General features: G+C 60.4%; 13 protein-coding genes. 6 read left to right on the top strand and 7 right to left on the bottom strand.

The window, feature by feature from the left end; all coding sequences use genetic code 11:
• Positions 1-11: 11 nt before the first annotated feature.
• The 3 genes from C9E81_RS04385 to C9E81_RS04375 are packed head-to-tail and all read left to right on the top strand — an operon-like array spanning position 12 to position 3,001.
• Positions 12-1,499, top strand: coding sequence for an FGGY-family carbohydrate kinase (locus C9E81_RS04385; protein WP_122111047.1), 1,488 nt, complete (start codon positions 12-14; stop codon positions 1,497-1,499).
• Positions 1,496-2,236, top strand: coding sequence for an SDR family NAD(P)-dependent oxidoreductase (locus C9E81_RS04380; protein ID WP_122111046.1), 741 nt, complete (start codon positions 1,496-1,498; stop codon positions 2,234-2,236). Before C9E81_RS04385 ends, C9E81_RS04380 begins: the two co-directional genes overlap by 4 nt.
• Before the next feature lie 12 nt (positions 2,237-2,248).
• On the top strand, positions 2,249-3,001 hold the full coding sequence (locus tag C9E81_RS04375; protein WP_122111045.1) for an SDR family NAD(P)-dependent oxidoreductase: 753 nt from the start codon (positions 2,249-2,251) through the stop codon (positions 2,999-3,001).
• A gap of 234 nt (positions 3,002-3,235) precedes the next feature.
• On the opposite strand, the gene C9E81_RS04370 is transcribed toward C9E81_RS04375, so the two are convergent.
• From C9E81_RS04370 to C9E81_RS04350, 5 genes are all read right to left on the bottom strand, one after another.
• Complete coding sequence (locus C9E81_RS04370) at positions 3,236-4,177, bottom strand: sugar-binding transcriptional regulator (RefSeq protein WP_243698487.1); 942 nt, start codon at positions 4,175-4,177, stop codon at positions 3,236-3,238.
• A 69-nt stretch (positions 4,178-4,246) separates the two neighbouring features.
• Complete coding sequence (locus tag C9E81_RS04365; RefSeq protein ID WP_122111044.1) at positions 4,247-5,242, bottom strand: ABC transporter permease; 996 nt, start codon at positions 5,240-5,242, stop codon at positions 4,247-4,249.
• Between the two features lie 14 nt (positions 5,243-5,256).
• Positions 5,257-6,750 (bottom strand): sugar ABC transporter ATP-binding protein, encoded by a 1,494-nt coding sequence (locus tag C9E81_RS04360; RefSeq protein WP_122111043.1) that lies wholly within the window; start codon positions 6,748-6,750, stop codon positions 5,257-5,259.
• A gap of 74 nt (positions 6,751-6,824) precedes the next feature.
• Entirely contained in the window at positions 6,825-7,781 is a 957-nt protein-coding gene (locus C9E81_RS04355) for a substrate-binding domain-containing protein (protein WP_243698486.1), read from the bottom strand.
• 63 nt (positions 7,782-7,844) lie between these two features.
• Entirely contained in the window at positions 7,845-8,813 is a 969-nt protein-coding gene (locus C9E81_RS04350; protein WP_122111042.1) for a carbohydrate kinase family protein, read from the bottom strand.
• A gap of 210 nt (positions 8,814-9,023) precedes the next feature.
• On the opposite strand from C9E81_RS04350, the gene C9E81_RS04345 reads away from it, so the two are divergent.
• Together C9E81_RS04345 and C9E81_RS04340 are read left to right on the top strand one after the other, a co-directional pair.
• Positions 9,024-10,061 (top strand): zinc-dependent dehydrogenase, encoded by a 1,038-nt coding sequence (locus C9E81_RS04345; protein WP_122111041.1) that lies wholly within the window; start codon positions 9,024-9,026, stop codon positions 10,059-10,061.
• Complete coding sequence (locus C9E81_RS04340; protein ID WP_122111040.1) at positions 10,054-11,718, top strand: glycerol-3-phosphate dehydrogenase/oxidase; 1,665 nt, start codon at positions 10,054-10,056, stop codon at positions 11,716-11,718. Before C9E81_RS04345 ends, C9E81_RS04340 begins: the two co-directional genes overlap by 8 nt.
• On the opposite strand, the gene C9E81_RS04335 is transcribed toward C9E81_RS04340, so the two are convergent.
• Complete coding sequence (locus tag C9E81_RS04335; RefSeq protein WP_122111039.1) at positions 11,660-12,277, bottom strand: hypothetical protein; 618 nt, start codon at positions 12,275-12,277, stop codon at positions 11,660-11,662. The two genes, C9E81_RS04340 and C9E81_RS04335, sit on opposite strands and share 59 nt — an antisense overlap.
• On the bottom strand, positions 12,270-12,947 hold the full coding sequence (locus C9E81_RS04330) for a hypothetical protein (protein ID WP_147457556.1): 678 nt from the start codon (positions 12,945-12,947) through the stop codon (positions 12,270-12,272). Before C9E81_RS04330 ends, C9E81_RS04335 begins: the two co-directional genes overlap by 8 nt.
• A 227-nt stretch (positions 12,948-13,174) precedes the next feature.
• On the opposite strand from C9E81_RS04330, the gene C9E81_RS04325 reads away from it, so the two are divergent.
• Positions 13,175-14,500 carry an NAD(P)H-dependent oxidoreductase gene (locus C9E81_RS04325; RefSeq protein WP_122111037.1) on the top strand — a complete coding sequence of 442 codons (1,326 nt, stop codon included), beginning with the start codon at positions 13,175-13,177 and terminating at the stop codon, positions 14,498-14,500.
• The last annotated feature ends 9 nt before the right edge of the window (positions 14,501-14,509 follow it).

The following is a 14,509-nucleotide window of genomic DNA, read 5'->3' as shown; positions in this document are numbered from 1 at the left end:
AGGAGGATCGGATGGCCTATTTTCTGACAGCCGATGGCGGCACCGAGAGTTTGCGCGCCCGGGTCTATGACGGGAATGGGAATTGCCTGGGCACCAAGGCGGTGCCTTACAGGACTCATTTCACGCCGGGCAGGGCTGAACAGGATCCGGTGGATTGGTGGCGCAATTTCGTCACTGCCTCGCGTGGAGCCATTACCGACGCGGGAGTGGAGCCGGCGCAGATTGAAGCGATTGCCTACGCCACCACTTGCTGCACGGTCGTGGCGCTGGACGAAAACGGCGGTGCGCTTCGTCCAGCGATCATGTGGATGGATGTGCGCGCCCATGAAGAGGCCGAAGAAGTTCTGGCCACGGGTGACGACGCCCTGAAACTGAACGGAGCCGGGCAGGGGCCGGTCTCTGCCGAGTGGATGATTCCGAAATCGCTGTGGCTGAAGCGAAACGAGCCTGAAATCTTTGGCCGGGCGCATCGCATCTGCGAATATCAGGATTTCCTGACCTTCAAACTGACCGGTGAATGGGCGGCGAGCCTCGATAATGCGGGGCTGAGATGGCACTACCGCTCGCGTGAAGGGGGGTGGGCGCGGGATATGCTGGCGGCGCTCGACCTGTCCGAACTGGAAGGCAAATGGCCGCAGCGCATGGTTCCCCCGGGCGAGGTTATCGGGACATTATGCCCCCGTGCGGCTGATGAACTGGGCTTGCTGCGCAGCGTCAGGGTCGTTCAGGGCGGCGCGGATGCGCTGATCGGAATGATCGGGCTTGGCGTGCATAAGCCGGGGCAGCTTGCGATGATCACCGGATCGTCGCACCTGCAGTTCGGCGTGACCGAAGCGCCGTTGAATGCGCCCGGGGTCTGGGGCAGCTATGCCGATATCGTTTATCCCGACCGCTGGATTGTCGAGGGTGGGCAGACATCCACCGGTTCGATCATTAACTGGCTGTCGAGGCTGACGGGCGGTCCGCTGGATTACGATATGCTGAACGCCCGTGCCGCGGAACTGCCGCCGGGCTCCGAAGGGCTGCTTGTGCAGGATCACTTCCAGGGCAATCGCACGCCGCATACCGACCCCCTGTCGCGCGGAGCGATTGTGGGGCTGACACTGGCGCATGAACCGCATCATATCTTTCGCGCCATCATGGAGGCGATTGGCTTTGGTACAAGAGCAATCCTCGATGCTTTCGCGCAGGCGGGATACCAGAGCAGCGAGATGACGGTTGGCGGGGGCGCCTCCGCCTCGCAGCTTTGGTTACAGATTCATGCCGACACGGCGGGGATCCCGGTCCGGGTTCCGGCCTCACCCGATGCACCTTCGACCGGATCGGCGGTGCTTGCCGGCGTCGGCGCCGGATATTTCGCCAGTATCGACGAGGGGATAGGTGCAATGGTGCATCCGGGCCGGGTGATCGAACCGATTGCAGATAATGTGCGGCGGTATCAGGAGATTTATCCCCGGTACGCCGCGCTTTATCCGGCATTGAAAGAGGTGCTGGCATGAGCCTGGAACGCTTTTCCCTTTCCGGTCGTACCGCCTTGGTCACGGGTGGAGCCAAGGGCATCGGTTTTGCCATCTGCGAGGCGTTACGGGATGCCGGGGCCGATCTGGTGATCGCGGATTACGATGCCGCCGCCGGAGCCGATGCTGCGGCAAGGCTGGGTGCGGGATTTGAGCAACTGGATGTCACCGACCATGCCGCCTGCATGAGGTTGGCCGAGCGGATTGCTCCGGAAATCGTCGTTGCCAATGCCGGAATCGTGCATAATGCCGAAACCGTCGTGCTCGATCCGGCAGACTGGCAGCGGGTGATCGATGTCAACTTGACGGGGGTGTTCAACACCATGCGCGCCTTCGGGCCGGAAATGGTGCGGCGGGGCAGGGGGGCAGCTGTCTGCACCTCATCCATCTGTGGCGAGGTTCCGGTCGTTCCACAGCCTCAGGTTGCCTATAACGCGGCCAAGGCCGGAGTAAACCTGATCGTCAAATCACTGGCGGTGGAGTGGGCGCAATCGGGCGTGCGGATCAACGCGGTTGCGCCGGGTTATACTGCGACCGAGCTGACTCTTGCCGGGCGTTCGAAGCCCGAATGGTTCGATGTCTGGATGGATCGCACCCCGATGGGCCGTCTGGGGGAGCCGCGCGAGATCGCGGATGCGGTGCATTTCCTTGTCTCCGACGCCGCGAGCTACATTACCGGAACGGTCCTGGCGGTGGATGGTGGATATACAGCAGTCTGAAAAGGATAGGTCATGAGCAGAAATCGCACAGTTCTCGTTACCGGTGCCAGCCGTGGCATAGGTGCCGCCATCGCCATCGGCATGGCAGAGCGTGGCTACGACGTCGCCCTGAACGATATCGAGCGGCAGAAAACCGATCTGGAAGATGTTGCGGCGAAGATCGCCGCCACCGGACAGCGAGCCGAGATTTTTTATTGCGATGTCAGCGACAAGGCATCAATCGAGGTCATGGCTCAAGCTGTGCTGACCGCGTTCGATGAACTCGACGCGGTTGTGAACAATGCCGGCATCCTGATTGCCGGAGAAGTCGATGGCTTGCCCGAACAGGTCTGGGACAAGGTCATGGATGTGAATGCCAAGGGCTCATTCATGGTCATTCAGGCGTTCTTGCCCGCCATGAAGCGCCGCAAATACGGCCGCATCGTCAATATCGCCTCGATCGGCGGCAAACACGGTGCACCGGAGCAGGCGCATTACTCGGCCTCGAAGGCCGCAGTCATGGGGTTTTCTCGCGTGCTGGCACAGGAGGTCGGCCCGCAAGGCATCACCGTGAACTGCATCTGCCCTGGGATCATCCTGACCGAGATGGGGCGGGTTAACCTCGAAGACCCCGAGATACGTAACGCCTGGCAGGCCAAAACCGCCATGGCTCGTATCGGCACCCCCGAGGATGTCGTGGGACCGGTTGCTTTCCTCGCGTCGGACGATGCGGCATTCGTTACGGGCCAGACATTGAACGTCGATGGCGGGATTGTTTTCTCGTAATTTCTCGAGGGTCGTCAGTTTCGGCATCCAGGTGGTGGAGCCAGGAGATCGCGATCGTGCTTGAAGTTATGTGCCAACACGTCGCCCGACCGCTTCCTGGATATGCTCCTGCACGTAAGCACAGGTAATCCACTCTCTTCTGATCACTTCCGCGACGATCGCATCTGGCCCTTGTTCAGGGTAGTGTAATTGAGAATACAGACAGTGCCACGACATATCGGAGCATTGCGATCCCTATCCGGCTGCAAGCCGTTCGGCGACAGTTTCGTCGGTGATCAGCACCGAGGGCGAAAGCATCTTCAATGCGGCGCGGATGATCGTGACTTTCTGCCAGCCGCCGGAGGCCAATACGGTTCGGCGTGCGGCGCGGAGATCGTCGGGATGGGCGGCGAGAACTCTGCGATTGACCGGGTGATCCACGATCTCGCCCTCGGCGTTGATAAAGCGGCATAGCACATCCCCCACCGCGCCCGCCTGTTCGAGCGAGGCGATTTCCTCGGTGCTCAGCAGCCCGTAGCGGACAAAGATGGAATGCGGCGTCAGGTCTCCGACCGAGAGGATCGCCATGTCGAGCCTGCCTGCCCGATGGAGGACCTCGGCGATACCGCTATGGGCGAGGAGCGCGTCACGTGTTGTCTCGTCGGGTGCGTAAACCGGGGCGGCCATCAGGTAGCATTCCGCCGAGAGACGATCGGCCACACGCCACGCGAATTCCGACGGGTTGACCAGGCTGACCTTCGTCAACCCGCCAAGCAGCGATATCACCTTCAGCCCGTTTTCGCTGCGCGGCTCGATGGCGGTGACGCCTGCTGTCAGCGTGCCGCCCCAGCCCAGGCCGATGCTCATGTCGGGGCCGACCGATTGCGAGAGAAATGTTCCCAGCTCACGCCCGATGATCCGGGGGATCATCGACTGATCCTTCGGGCGGGGGATGACGATGGCGCGTTGAAGGCCCCAGCGCTCTTCCAGGCGCCGTTCGAGCTCGACGCAACTGGAAATGCGGCTCGTGACCCGGATCTGGACGGTGCCGTCATTGCGGGCTGCCGCCAGAATTCGCAACACGCGGGTGCGGCTAAGGCCGACGACTTCGGCGACCTCGTCCTGGGTCATGCCCTCGACATGATAGAGCCATGCGATTCTCGTTTTCAGATCGTCTGTGATATCGGTCCCGTTCAAGGTCCAGCCCTTTTTGGCCTGCGGCTTTGGCGCATATGCCTGCGCCAAAGCACGATGTCTGTGCAGAGTTCAGGATTTTCTGCGCAGAAGGTCAACCAATACGGCGACGAGGACAACACCACCGACGATAACGCGTTGCCAGAAGCCGGACACATTCATCAGGACGGTTCCGTTCGCCAGGACTGCCAGCAACAAGGCGCCCATCACGGTTCCGATAATCGAGCCCTGCCCGCCGCGTAGCGACGTTCCGCCCAGGATGGCGGCGGTGATCGCGCCCATGAGCCAGCCTTCTCCGACCGAGGGCTGTCCCGAATCCATACGGCTCGCATACAGGATGCCGGCAAGTGCCGCGAACATGCCAGCCATGCCGAAAGCCAGGAATTCGATGGCCTTCACACGGATCCCGGCGAGAATGGCGGCGTCACGATTTCCCCCGACCGCGAATATGTTTCGGCCCAGCCGTGTCTGGCTCAGCATCCAGACGAGGAATATCGCGGCAAAGGCGAAGAACAGGACGGGCAGGGGGATGCCGAAGAACTCTCCCTGGCCGAATACGGTAAAAGCTTCGCCAAGCGGCCGGATGGGATAGCCCTTGGTGATGACCAGCGTCAGCCCGGCGAATATTTCCCATGTGGCAAGAGTGACGATGAACGGGTTCAGGCGTAAACCGGCCACGAAAACCCCGTTCAACGCGCCAAGTCCAAAGCCGAAAAGCATGGTGAAAGGGATGATCATCCAAGGGTGGATGCCCCATTGAGTCAGGGCAATCGAGCCGATGATCGCGGAAAGCCCCGCCGCGGCGCCGACCGAAAGATCGATACCGCCAACCAGCAGCACCAGCGTTTGCCCGAGTGCGACCAGCCCGACGAACGCGGCCTGCCGCGCGACGACGGACATGTTGTAGGACGACAGGAAATTATCGGTAGCCAGGGAAAGTGCCAGACCCAGAACGATCAGCGCCACGAGAATGCCGCTGGCCTCCCATTTCCAGAAGCGCGCCAGAATTGCCGTGACGCCATGATTGCCGCGATTATCTGCGGCGACGGTTTGGATATTGTTGGTCATTGGGCTTTCTCCCGTTAGCTCATCGCTAGTTCCAGCAGTTGTTCCTGTGTTGTGTCTTTGCGGTCCACGCATCCCTTTACCTCGCCCTCATGCATGACCAGGATCCGATCGGCGACATCCAGAAGCTCTTCCATTTCCGAGGAAATCAGGATGATGGACAGCCCGCGTTCTTCGGTGAGGCGGCGCAGGACGGTCTGGATTTCCAGCTTGGCGTTGACGTCGATGCCGCGCGTCGGCTCGTCCATAATCAGGACCTTTGCGTCACGCATCAGCCATCGGGCAATGATGAATTTCTGCTGATTGCCGCCCGACAGCGAGGTGATCGGATCGTCGAGGCGGCCGAATTTCGCTTTCATCTGGCGCGCGAGCGCGCCGACCTCGTCCAGCATTTCGCGATTGCGGATGCGCAGCCAGCCGCTGAACCGGTCGAGCGTTGGCAGCGCCGTGTTCTCGGCGATCGACAGCAGCGGGAAGATACCTTCCTGCTTGCGTTCCTCGGGAAGATAGATCAACCCCGCGCTGATGGCCTCCAGAGGTGTCCGAAAACGGGCCTGGCGTCCTTCCAGTTCGATTGTTCCGCTATCCGCCCTGGTGGCGCCGAAAAGGCATTTCGCCATTTCGCTGCGCCCCGATCCGATCAGGCCAGAGACGCCGAGTATCTCGCCCTTGCGAAGCGTGAACGAGATATTGCGGAACTCATTCCTGCGGCTCATATTCCGGACATCCAGAATGACCTGCGTGTCATCCAACTGCCGGATCGGCTGTTGGGCAGCTTTCGGGGGACGGCCCGCCATCAGCGAAACCATGCGTTCGCGTGTTGCCTCGTGAGGCGCGATGACTCCAACATTCACACCGTCGCGCAGGGCGGTGATTTGGTGCGACAATTCGCGCACCTCGTCCAGGCGGTGCGATATATAGAAAGCTGATCGGCCCTCGCCCGTGATCTTGCGGATATAGCGCATCAGTTTTTCGGTCTCGCGCCATGTCAGTGCTGCGGTTGGCTCGTCGAATATGATGATGCGCGCGCGCGTTGCCGCTGCCCGGGCGATCTGGATCAGTTGCTGTTGCGCTTTCGAAAGCTCGCGGACCGGCAGGCGCGGATCGATGCTGTCATCGACCTCGTGCAGATAGAACGACGCATCCTTACGCGTGGCTCGCCAGTCGATTGCCGCTGCGCGTCCACGATGCGCGCCGAGCAGGATGTTCTCTGCCACCGACAGGTGCGGTACCAGATTGATTTCCTGCGGAGCAATGGCAATGCCATGCATTTGGGCGTCCAGCGGTGAATGGAACACAACCGGCTGCCCATCGACGTGGATACTGCCGGAAGATGGCCTTATCTTGCCGCAGATGATGTTCATCAGCGTCGATTTACCGGCACCGTTCTCTCCGATGACCGAATGAACCTCGCCTTTCTCCAGAGTCATCGACACACCATTCAGCGCCTGAACAGGACCGAAGCTGCGCGAGATGCCGCGCACTTCGAAAAAGGGTGCTGCCTGTGTCATATTGCTTTGCCTTTACTGTCTGACGCTCATGGGGAGGCGGCGCGCAAGGCGTGGGAGGCCTGCACGCCTCGCGCTTACTTGCCGCAATCATCCTTGGTGATGAAGCGCGACCCGGTGTTGTGATCCATCGGCCAGGTGTGGTTCTGGTTCATCGCGACCATGTATTTGACCGCCCAGTAACCGATATCCCACTGCCGCTGCGCCTTCAGCGCGGTAATCGTGCCGTCGCAGACGAAATCCACGGCTTCGGGCAGGTCATCCATCCCGACAATCGCCACCTCGCCCGACTTCCCGGCATTTTTGACGGCCCTTGCCGCGCCGATGGGATTCGAGGCATTCGATCCGAAGAAACCGGCGATATCGGGATGCGCCTGAAGTGCGTTCTCGGTCAGGGCGACGGCTTCCTCGAGGATATCGTTGTCAGGCTGCTCGAAAACCACTTCCATTTCCGGATAGTCCTTCAGCGCGTCCTTGAAGCCCTTGATCCGTTCGACGTGATCCGTCGCCGTCAGCGACCCGGCCAGGATGCCGACCTTGCCTTTACCGCCCAGATGTTCGGCGAGATATTTGCCAAGGTCATAGCCGTCGCCATAGCTGTCGCGCTGACCGACAAAGGGAAATTCCTCGTCACAGAAGCTGTTGAAAGTATAGACGTTGATTCCCGCCTCTTTCGCTTCGCGCAGCAGTTGTGAATTGGTGGCCTGATCCAGACAGGCGACCGCGAGCCCGTCAGGTTGCCGTCCGATATTGGTTTCGATGCGCCGGTTCTGGTCGGCGACATCGGCCATGGGAGGTTGATCCCAGATCATCTCGACCTGGATGCCCGATTTGGCAAGCTCATCCACTGCGAATTGCCCGCCTTCACGAACGACGTCGTACCAGGGATGTATCACCTTGGGGATGAAGACGAATGTCAGTTTATCCTCAATCGGCTTGATCAGATCCGCCTGAGACTGGGCAGTTGCCGGAAGTGCCAGGCATAAGGTCGTCAGGGCAGCAATCATCGCCCCCTTGCATGAATGGGTGGTCATGTTTCTCTCCCTTTTGAGATATACCCGAAGGAAACCGGGCCGTTTGCGCCGTGGGTCGCTTGCCTAGCTTGCCCCGACGAGCCGTTCCGACGGTCGGGTCGGACGGGAACTCATGAATTGCTGCACTTGGGCGAGATCCCGGATACCCGCCTGAGAGCCCAGCCCCGTGGCGTTCAATGCCGAGCTGGCCTGGGCCAGCCTGACGGAGTCGCGGGCGTTCAGGCCATTCAGCAGACCTGTGGCGAAACCCGCATTGAATACGTCGCCGCAGCCGCAAGTGCATTTCACGTCGATCTCGAACGCGGGAACCGAGAAGGCCGTGCCGTCCCGATGGTGATAATATGCTCCGTGCTCACCCAGGGTAATGACACAGCATGCGGCTCCACGGTCGTGGAAAAACTTCACCATGCTGCGCAGATCCGAAACCCCGCTCAGGGCTTCGGCCTCTTCTACAGAGGGAATGAAGTAATCGGTGTAGGGCAGGACGGCCTCGACATCGGGCAGGTCGTCCTGGCTTCCCGCGAACACATCCACGGTCGTAATGCAGCCGCGTTCTTTCGCATGCTTCATTAGCGCCGCGTTCCGCTGGCCATCCATTGCGTCCATCAGGCCGACACCGCCCAGATGGAATACCTTGGCGTCGGTGACATGATCGAACCTGTCCTGGTCGACGATGAATGCGCCGGTCGCACCCTTGAGATGTAGTGCCGGTCGCGAACCATCCGCACGGGTCAGCACCAGAGAGCTTGAAGTCGGGACGCCGGGGCAGCGCTGCAGGCCGCCGGTATCAATGCCATAGGATGCTATCCGGTCGAGCACCCAATCTCCCATCATGTCTTCTCCGACGCCGCCGACTGCCAATGTGTCGAGGCCCATTTTCGCGCCGGCGATCGCAGCGGTGCCGGCTGCGCCGGAAACCGCCATCGTGATTTCGTCCACAAGGTAGGTGCCGCCACCCGGAGGGATGGCCGATACAGGCCAGCCAAGGCAATCGAACGTGTAGAATCCCATCGAAGAATAATCGTGCGGCATGGCTTCTCCTCCTCATCCTCGGCAGATTGAAGCGCACATTATTTATATAGTCAACACATATGTTAATAGAAATTCTCCAAAGTGATCGAGGAGCCATGGCTTCATGTGGCGTAACTGTATGGAATATAACAATAAAAATTTTTTGTTGATAACTTAAGGGCAGATGTTAGATCTATTTGTGTGAACAAATGATATAATGGAGAGACGATTGTGAAAGCCGCCCTTCTTACTGCTCCCAATGATCTCGTGCTGGCCGAACTACCTGTTCCGGCGCTCGAATCGGGGGATCTGCTGATTCGTGTGCGCGCGGCAACAATCTGTGGCACGGACATCAGGATATTCCGCGGTCGCAAGACGGCCGGCGTTCGGTATCCCTCTATCCTGGGGCATGAATTTGCGGGAGAGGTTGTTGATACGGGCGGCTGCTCGGGTTTGAGTTCGGGCGATCGGGTTGCGCTATGCCCTGCGATTTCGTGCGGTCACTGTCACCTGTGCAAGACCGGCCGCGAAAACCTGTGCACGAACGGACAGGCTGTGGGGTACGAGATCGACGGCGCCTTCGCAGAGTTCATCCGTATTCCCGCACAGGCCGTCGCGGCCGGTAATATCCGCAAGCTGCCCGACGGGACCGGTTTCGACGAGGCGGCACTGGCCGAACCGCTTGCCTGTGTGCTGAACGGGCAGGAAAAGGTCGGGGTATCCGCCGGGGACGTTGTTTTGATTCTGGGGGCGGGGCCGATTGGCCTCCTGCATGTATATCTTGCGCGGCTGAGGGGAGCGGCAAGGATCATCGTTTCCGATCCCAATGCCCATCGCAGGGAAGCGGCCATGACAGGAGGGGCAGACGCCACGATTGATCCGCGAAACGAAGATATTACGGTGCGCGTCCGCGAAGAGACGGCAGGGATGGGGGCGACGGTGGTGATCTGTGCCATCGGGGTTCCGGCGCTTGCGCGGCAGGCGAGCGATCTGACCGCGCATGGTGGACGGATCAGCCTGTTTGCGGGGTTTTCGAAGGGCGAGATGGCCGAGATGGATGTGAATGCCATTCATTACAATGAAATCACGGTGACGGGCGCTTTTGGTCTGTCGCGGCGTGATTATGACCGGGCTTTCGATATGATTGCCGGTCGCAGGATGGATGTGAGGGGACTGATCACACATCGATACGGGCTAGATTCGACTCTGGAGGCATTCGAGACCGCAGAGAGCGGCGAAGCGATCAAGGTGGCGATTCTCAATGACTGACGTTCAGGAAACGGAAGTGCTGATTCTTGGCGGCGGCATTAACGGATGCGGCGTGTTTCGTGATCTCTGTGTGCAAGGTGTCAGCTGCCTTCTGCTTGAGCGCAATGACTTCTGCGCGGGTGCCTCGGCTGCTTCGTCGCGGCTGATGCATGGCGGGCTGAAATACCTGGAAACCGGAGAGTTCAGGCTTGTTCGCGAGAGTGCCGAAGAGAGAAACCGGCTGCTCCGCAATGCTCCGCATTATGTCAGCCCGCTGCCATCGCTGGTGCCGGTTCGCAGCAGGTTCGGGGGGCTTTGGGCTGCGGCGGCAAGATTTGTCGGCGCGGATGCGAAAATGAACGATCGGGGCGGGCTGATTCTCGGTCTTGGGCTGATACTGTATGATCTTTATGGGCGGCGTTTCCGAGCGATGCCGCGGCATCGTATGCTGGGCCGCAAAAGGCTTGATGCCCTCGTGGCGGGGCTGTCGGGCGAGATCATCGGCGCCGGGCTGTATTACGAAGGACAGATCAGCCATGCCGAGAGGCTGGGCCTGGAATTGCTTTTGGACGGGGAGGAGATGCATCCCCGGTCGCGAGCGCTAAACCATGCTGAAATTCAGAGGGTCGAAGGCGGGGTGATCTCATTCATGCAGGGCGGTTCCGTGCATCGCGTCAAGCCGAAGGTCATCGTCAATGCGGGCGGGGCCTGGATCGACGAGGTGAATGATGTGCTGGGTATCCCGTCGCGGCTCATGGGCGGGTCGAAAGGGGCGCATCTGGTGGTGGAAAACCCGAAGCTGCTAAAGGCCCTGAACGGACATATGATTTACTTCGGTACTGCCGATGGCCGTGTGAATCTGTTGTATCCGTTCATGGGCCGGGTTCTCATCGGCTCGACCGATCATCGGATCGAACACCCCGACGATGCGATTTGTTCGGATGAGGAGGCGGAATATCTTTGCGCGGTGGTCGGCGAGATATTTCCCGGCATTCCGGTAACGCCATCGCAGATCCGCCATCGCTTCAGCGGGGTGCGTCCATTGCCCCGCGCGGATGGTGATATAGGGATGGTGACGCGCGATCACTCGATCGTGGAGCTTGAGCTGGGTTCCGGGACGCCGGTCCTGTGCCTGATCGGGGGCAAGTGGACGACGTTTCGCGGTTTTTCCGAGCAGGCGGCGGATCGTCTGCTTGATTTGCTGGGCAAGCGGCGGGTTCGAAAGACCGACGAAATGCAGATTGGTGGTGGGCGGGATTACCCGAGGGGTGACGCGCGCGAGACGTGGATTGGCGAGAGGGCGGAAAACTGCTCGCTCACGCCCGCACGGATCGGGGCGCTTCTTTCCCGATATGGCACCCGGCTGGACAGGATACTGCCCCAACTGAGGGGCGGCGAGACGCCACTGGTTCATTTGCCCGGCTATAGCAGGGAAGAGCTTGAGTGGTTGTGCCGGAACGAGCGGGTGGTCACCTTGGCGGATCTGTTGCAGCGCCGGACGGCCATTGCCATTTCAGGTGATCTGACCCCGGAGGTTGCGTGCGAGGTGGCCGAGATCCCGGCGCGGGTGTTCGAATGGGATGCTGCGAGAAAGCGGGCCGAAATCGACGCACTTTCACTCAGTTCAGCCGGGGAGCCGATGACGTCGGAGAAAGAAGCGTCGCGTCATTCGGGTTGAAGCTGTCCGGCATTTGCCAGTTGGGGGTTCCGCCGGTGAACAGCTTGAAGAATGCCACCGCGGTTGCGCCATTCTTGGTGGTGTTCTCCCGAAATGACCACCAGGTGCGCAGGTCGTGGATTTCTTCTCCCGACGCGGCCACTTCCCCGTATTCCTGCTGAATGGCCGCTGCGCGGACATTCATGCAATAAATGGTATAGCAATATCCCTCGGGCCAGAAATGCGCCGGATCGGCGGGGTCCGGCTCGGCCGGCTGTGACACTATTCGGCAGGGCTGCGCGTTGATCAGCTCACGCAGCATGAGGCCGGCGGCATGGTCAAAAAATCCGCGCCGGGTTTTTTCGGAATGCGGATTGAGGTGTTCGACCTTGCGCAGCCACGAGACAAAGCATTGGGCGAGAGCTGCTTCGTCGGTTTCGATTGTTGCGCCGATTTCGCGACCGACGCGGTCGACGACGGTTGCGAATGAGGCGCGAAACCATCGCATGCGCCGGACGGCAACACGAATCGGGTCCGGGCTGTCGGGAAGCTCGACGGTAAGGAACGACGATTCAGACATGGTCGCGAAATTCTTTCAGCAATGCGGCAATCGCCTCGCGGTCGCCTTGAGCGTTCAGTATATCGTCTCGCAGCGCAAGTGACAGGGCCGTTGCCGCATCGAGTACTTCTTGCGCATCGTCGGACGATTTGTCGGCCAGCATCCACAACATGAGGCCGAAATACGCGAGCTGCGCAGCCTCTTGTCCGGCAAGCGGAACGCCAGCATCCATTCGCGCCTCGGCAATGGCGCCATGGTCCCGCATCGAGATGGCCAGGGCGGTGGCGCGCTCGATGTCGCCCGTGCCGCGAACCGATTCGAAGGCCCGGGCCGATTTGACCTCGGACACCAGCCAGCTATGCGCGCCCAGATTCCGCAGAATATGGCCGAGAGCGGCATATGCGGCATGGGCGAAGGCCGAAGCGTTCAATGCGCCGGCCTGCAGGGCGGTCGCGGGGAGGCAGACCTTGCCGCTTTCCCCGAGCATCAGATGCGCGACCTCCTCGGCGCCATGGGCAAAGCGATCGACCTGGGCAATCGCGGCGCCTGCTATCTGTTCTACGGGCCTGCCGGCCTTGCTGGTGTTGTGCTGGACGACATCGCGTCCCTCACGGGCGACATGTCTGACGATGCGCAGTGCATCGCGAAGCAATAACGCGCCGGGAAGTCCTGGGTCGGAGTGTCGTGGCAATGTCTTCTCCGTCTTGATCGGGGTCCTGGCAGAGTTGCCGATATTACCTCAGGCATGCTGCAAACATTAGAGGTAATTATATGACATTTGTTCTTGCTCTGGAAAGCGAAGAATCGCGTGTCACTAAGCTTTTAACACCGTTTGGCCATGTTGATAGGATTGAACATAAGTATTGACAAAATATCATAAGTGCAAATATACCGGCCAGGAACTCAGGAGGAAGCACCATGCCAACCAATGTCGCCTTGACCGGACTTGCCCGTGACCTGCAGGAGCGCGGGGACAGTGGGAAACCCATTCGCGTCGGCCTTGTCGGTTCGGGTGAGATGGGCACCGATATCGTTGCGCGTGTCGCGCATATGCCCGGAATCGAGATCGGCGCGATCTCGGAACTGAACATTTTCGCGGCGGACCGTGCCGTCGAGATTGCCTATCAGGATGCTGGTCATGCGCAGCAGGTGAGCAGCCTCGATCAGCTCAATTCGACCATGGAGGCCGGAAAGGTCGCGACAACGGACAAGGTTGATCTGCTTCTGGAATCGGGGCTGATCGATGTCGTGGTCGACGCGACGGGTGTCCCTGCCGTCGGTGCCGAAATTGGCCTTCGTGCAATGGAACACGGCAAGCATCTCGTCATGATGAATGTCGAGGCGGATGTCACCATCGGCGCCTATTTGCGCGCAGAGGCCGAACGTCTTGGCGTGGTTTATACCCTCGGGGCCGGGGACGAGCCGTCTTCCTGCATGGAACTAATAGAATTCGTGTCGGCAATGGGGCACCGAATCGTTTCAGCCGGGAAAGGCAAGAACAACCCGCTGAATATCGACGCGGTCCCGGCAGACTACGAGGCGGAGGCGAAGCGCCGCAACATGAACCCCCGGATGCTGGTGGAGTTTGTGGACGGCTCGAAAACCATGGTCGAGATGGCCGCCATCGCCAATGCCACAGGGCTGATCCCCGACAAGCCGGGAATGCACGGTCCGGCCTGTTCGCGCGATGAATTGTCGAAGGTGCTCGTGCCCGAAAGCGACGGTGGACTGCTGTCTTCGGGGGCAGGGCGTGTGGACTACACCATCGGCAAGGGCGTGGCCCCCGGTGTGTTCGTGGTTGCCGAGATGGGGCATCCGCGCATTCGCGAGCGCATGGAAGATCTGAAGATGGGCGAGGGTCCCTATTTCACCTTTTTCCGCCCCTATCACCTGACATCGCTCGAGGTGCCGCTCAGCTGTGCCCGCGCAGTGCTCTACGGCAAGGCCGACATGGTGCCGATGGCGCGCCCGGTGGCCGAGGTCTGCGCCGTGGCCAAGCGGGATCTGCAACCCGGAGAGGCGCTCGACCAGATCGGCGAATATTGCTACCGCGCCTGGATCATGACCTCCGAGGACGCCCGCAAGGAGCAGGCAATTCCCTGTGGTCTGCTGACCGGCGCGGCCGTGACGGCGCCGATCCGCAAGGGCGAGCTGATTGCCTATGCCAACGCATCGGTCCCGGCCGGCAGCCGCATCGCGGCATTGCGCGCGCGCCAGGACGAGATGCTGCTGGCCACAGCCTGAGGATTTTGT

It is taken from the genome of Paracoccus alkanivorans (genome assembly GCF_003697785.1).
Lineage (GTDB): Bacteria > Pseudomonadota > Alphaproteobacteria > Rhodobacterales > Rhodobacteraceae > Paracoccus > Paracoccus alkanivorans.
This window is presented reverse-complemented; position numbering and strand designations above follow the sequence as displayed.

Bases quoted from the DNA above. Each gene is read 5' to 3' on its own strand.
- C9E81_RS04375 (WP_122111045.1), top strand. From the start codon at position 2,249: ATGAGCAGAAATCGCACAGTTCTCGTTACCGGTGCCAGCCGTGGCATA.
- C9E81_RS04365 (WP_122111044.1), bottom strand. From the start codon at position 5,242: ATGACCAACAATATCCAAACCGTCGCCGCAGATAATCGCGGCAATCAT.
- C9E81_RS04340 (WP_122111040.1), top strand. From the start codon at position 10,054: ATGACTGACGTTCAGGAAACGGAAGTGCTGATTCTTGGCGGCGGCATT.
- C9E81_RS04380 (WP_122111046.1), top strand. From the start codon at position 1,496: ATGAGCCTGGAACGCTTTTCCCTTTCCGGTCGTACCGCCTTGGTCACG.
- C9E81_RS04325 (WP_122111037.1), top strand. From the start codon at position 13,175: ATGCCAACCAATGTCGCCTTGACCGGACTTGCCCGTGACCTGCAGGAG.
- C9E81_RS04360 (WP_122111043.1), bottom strand. From the start codon at position 6,750: ATGACACAGGCAGCACCCTTTTTCGAAGTGCGCGGCATCTCGCGCAGC.
- C9E81_RS04335 (WP_122111039.1), bottom strand. From the start codon at position 12,277: ATGTCTGAATCGTCGTTCCTTACCGTCGAGCTTCCCGACAGCCCGGAC.
- C9E81_RS04350 (WP_122111042.1), bottom strand. From the start codon at position 8,813: ATGCCGCACGATTATTCTTCGATGGGATTCTACACGTTCGATTGCCTT.
- C9E81_RS04355 (WP_243698486.1), bottom strand. From the start codon at position 7,781: ATGACCACCCATTCATGCAAGGGGGCGATGATTGCTGCCCTGACGACC.
- C9E81_RS04385 (WP_122111047.1), top strand. From the start codon at position 12: ATGGCCTATTTTCTGACAGCCGATGGCGGCACCGAGAGTTTGCGCGCC.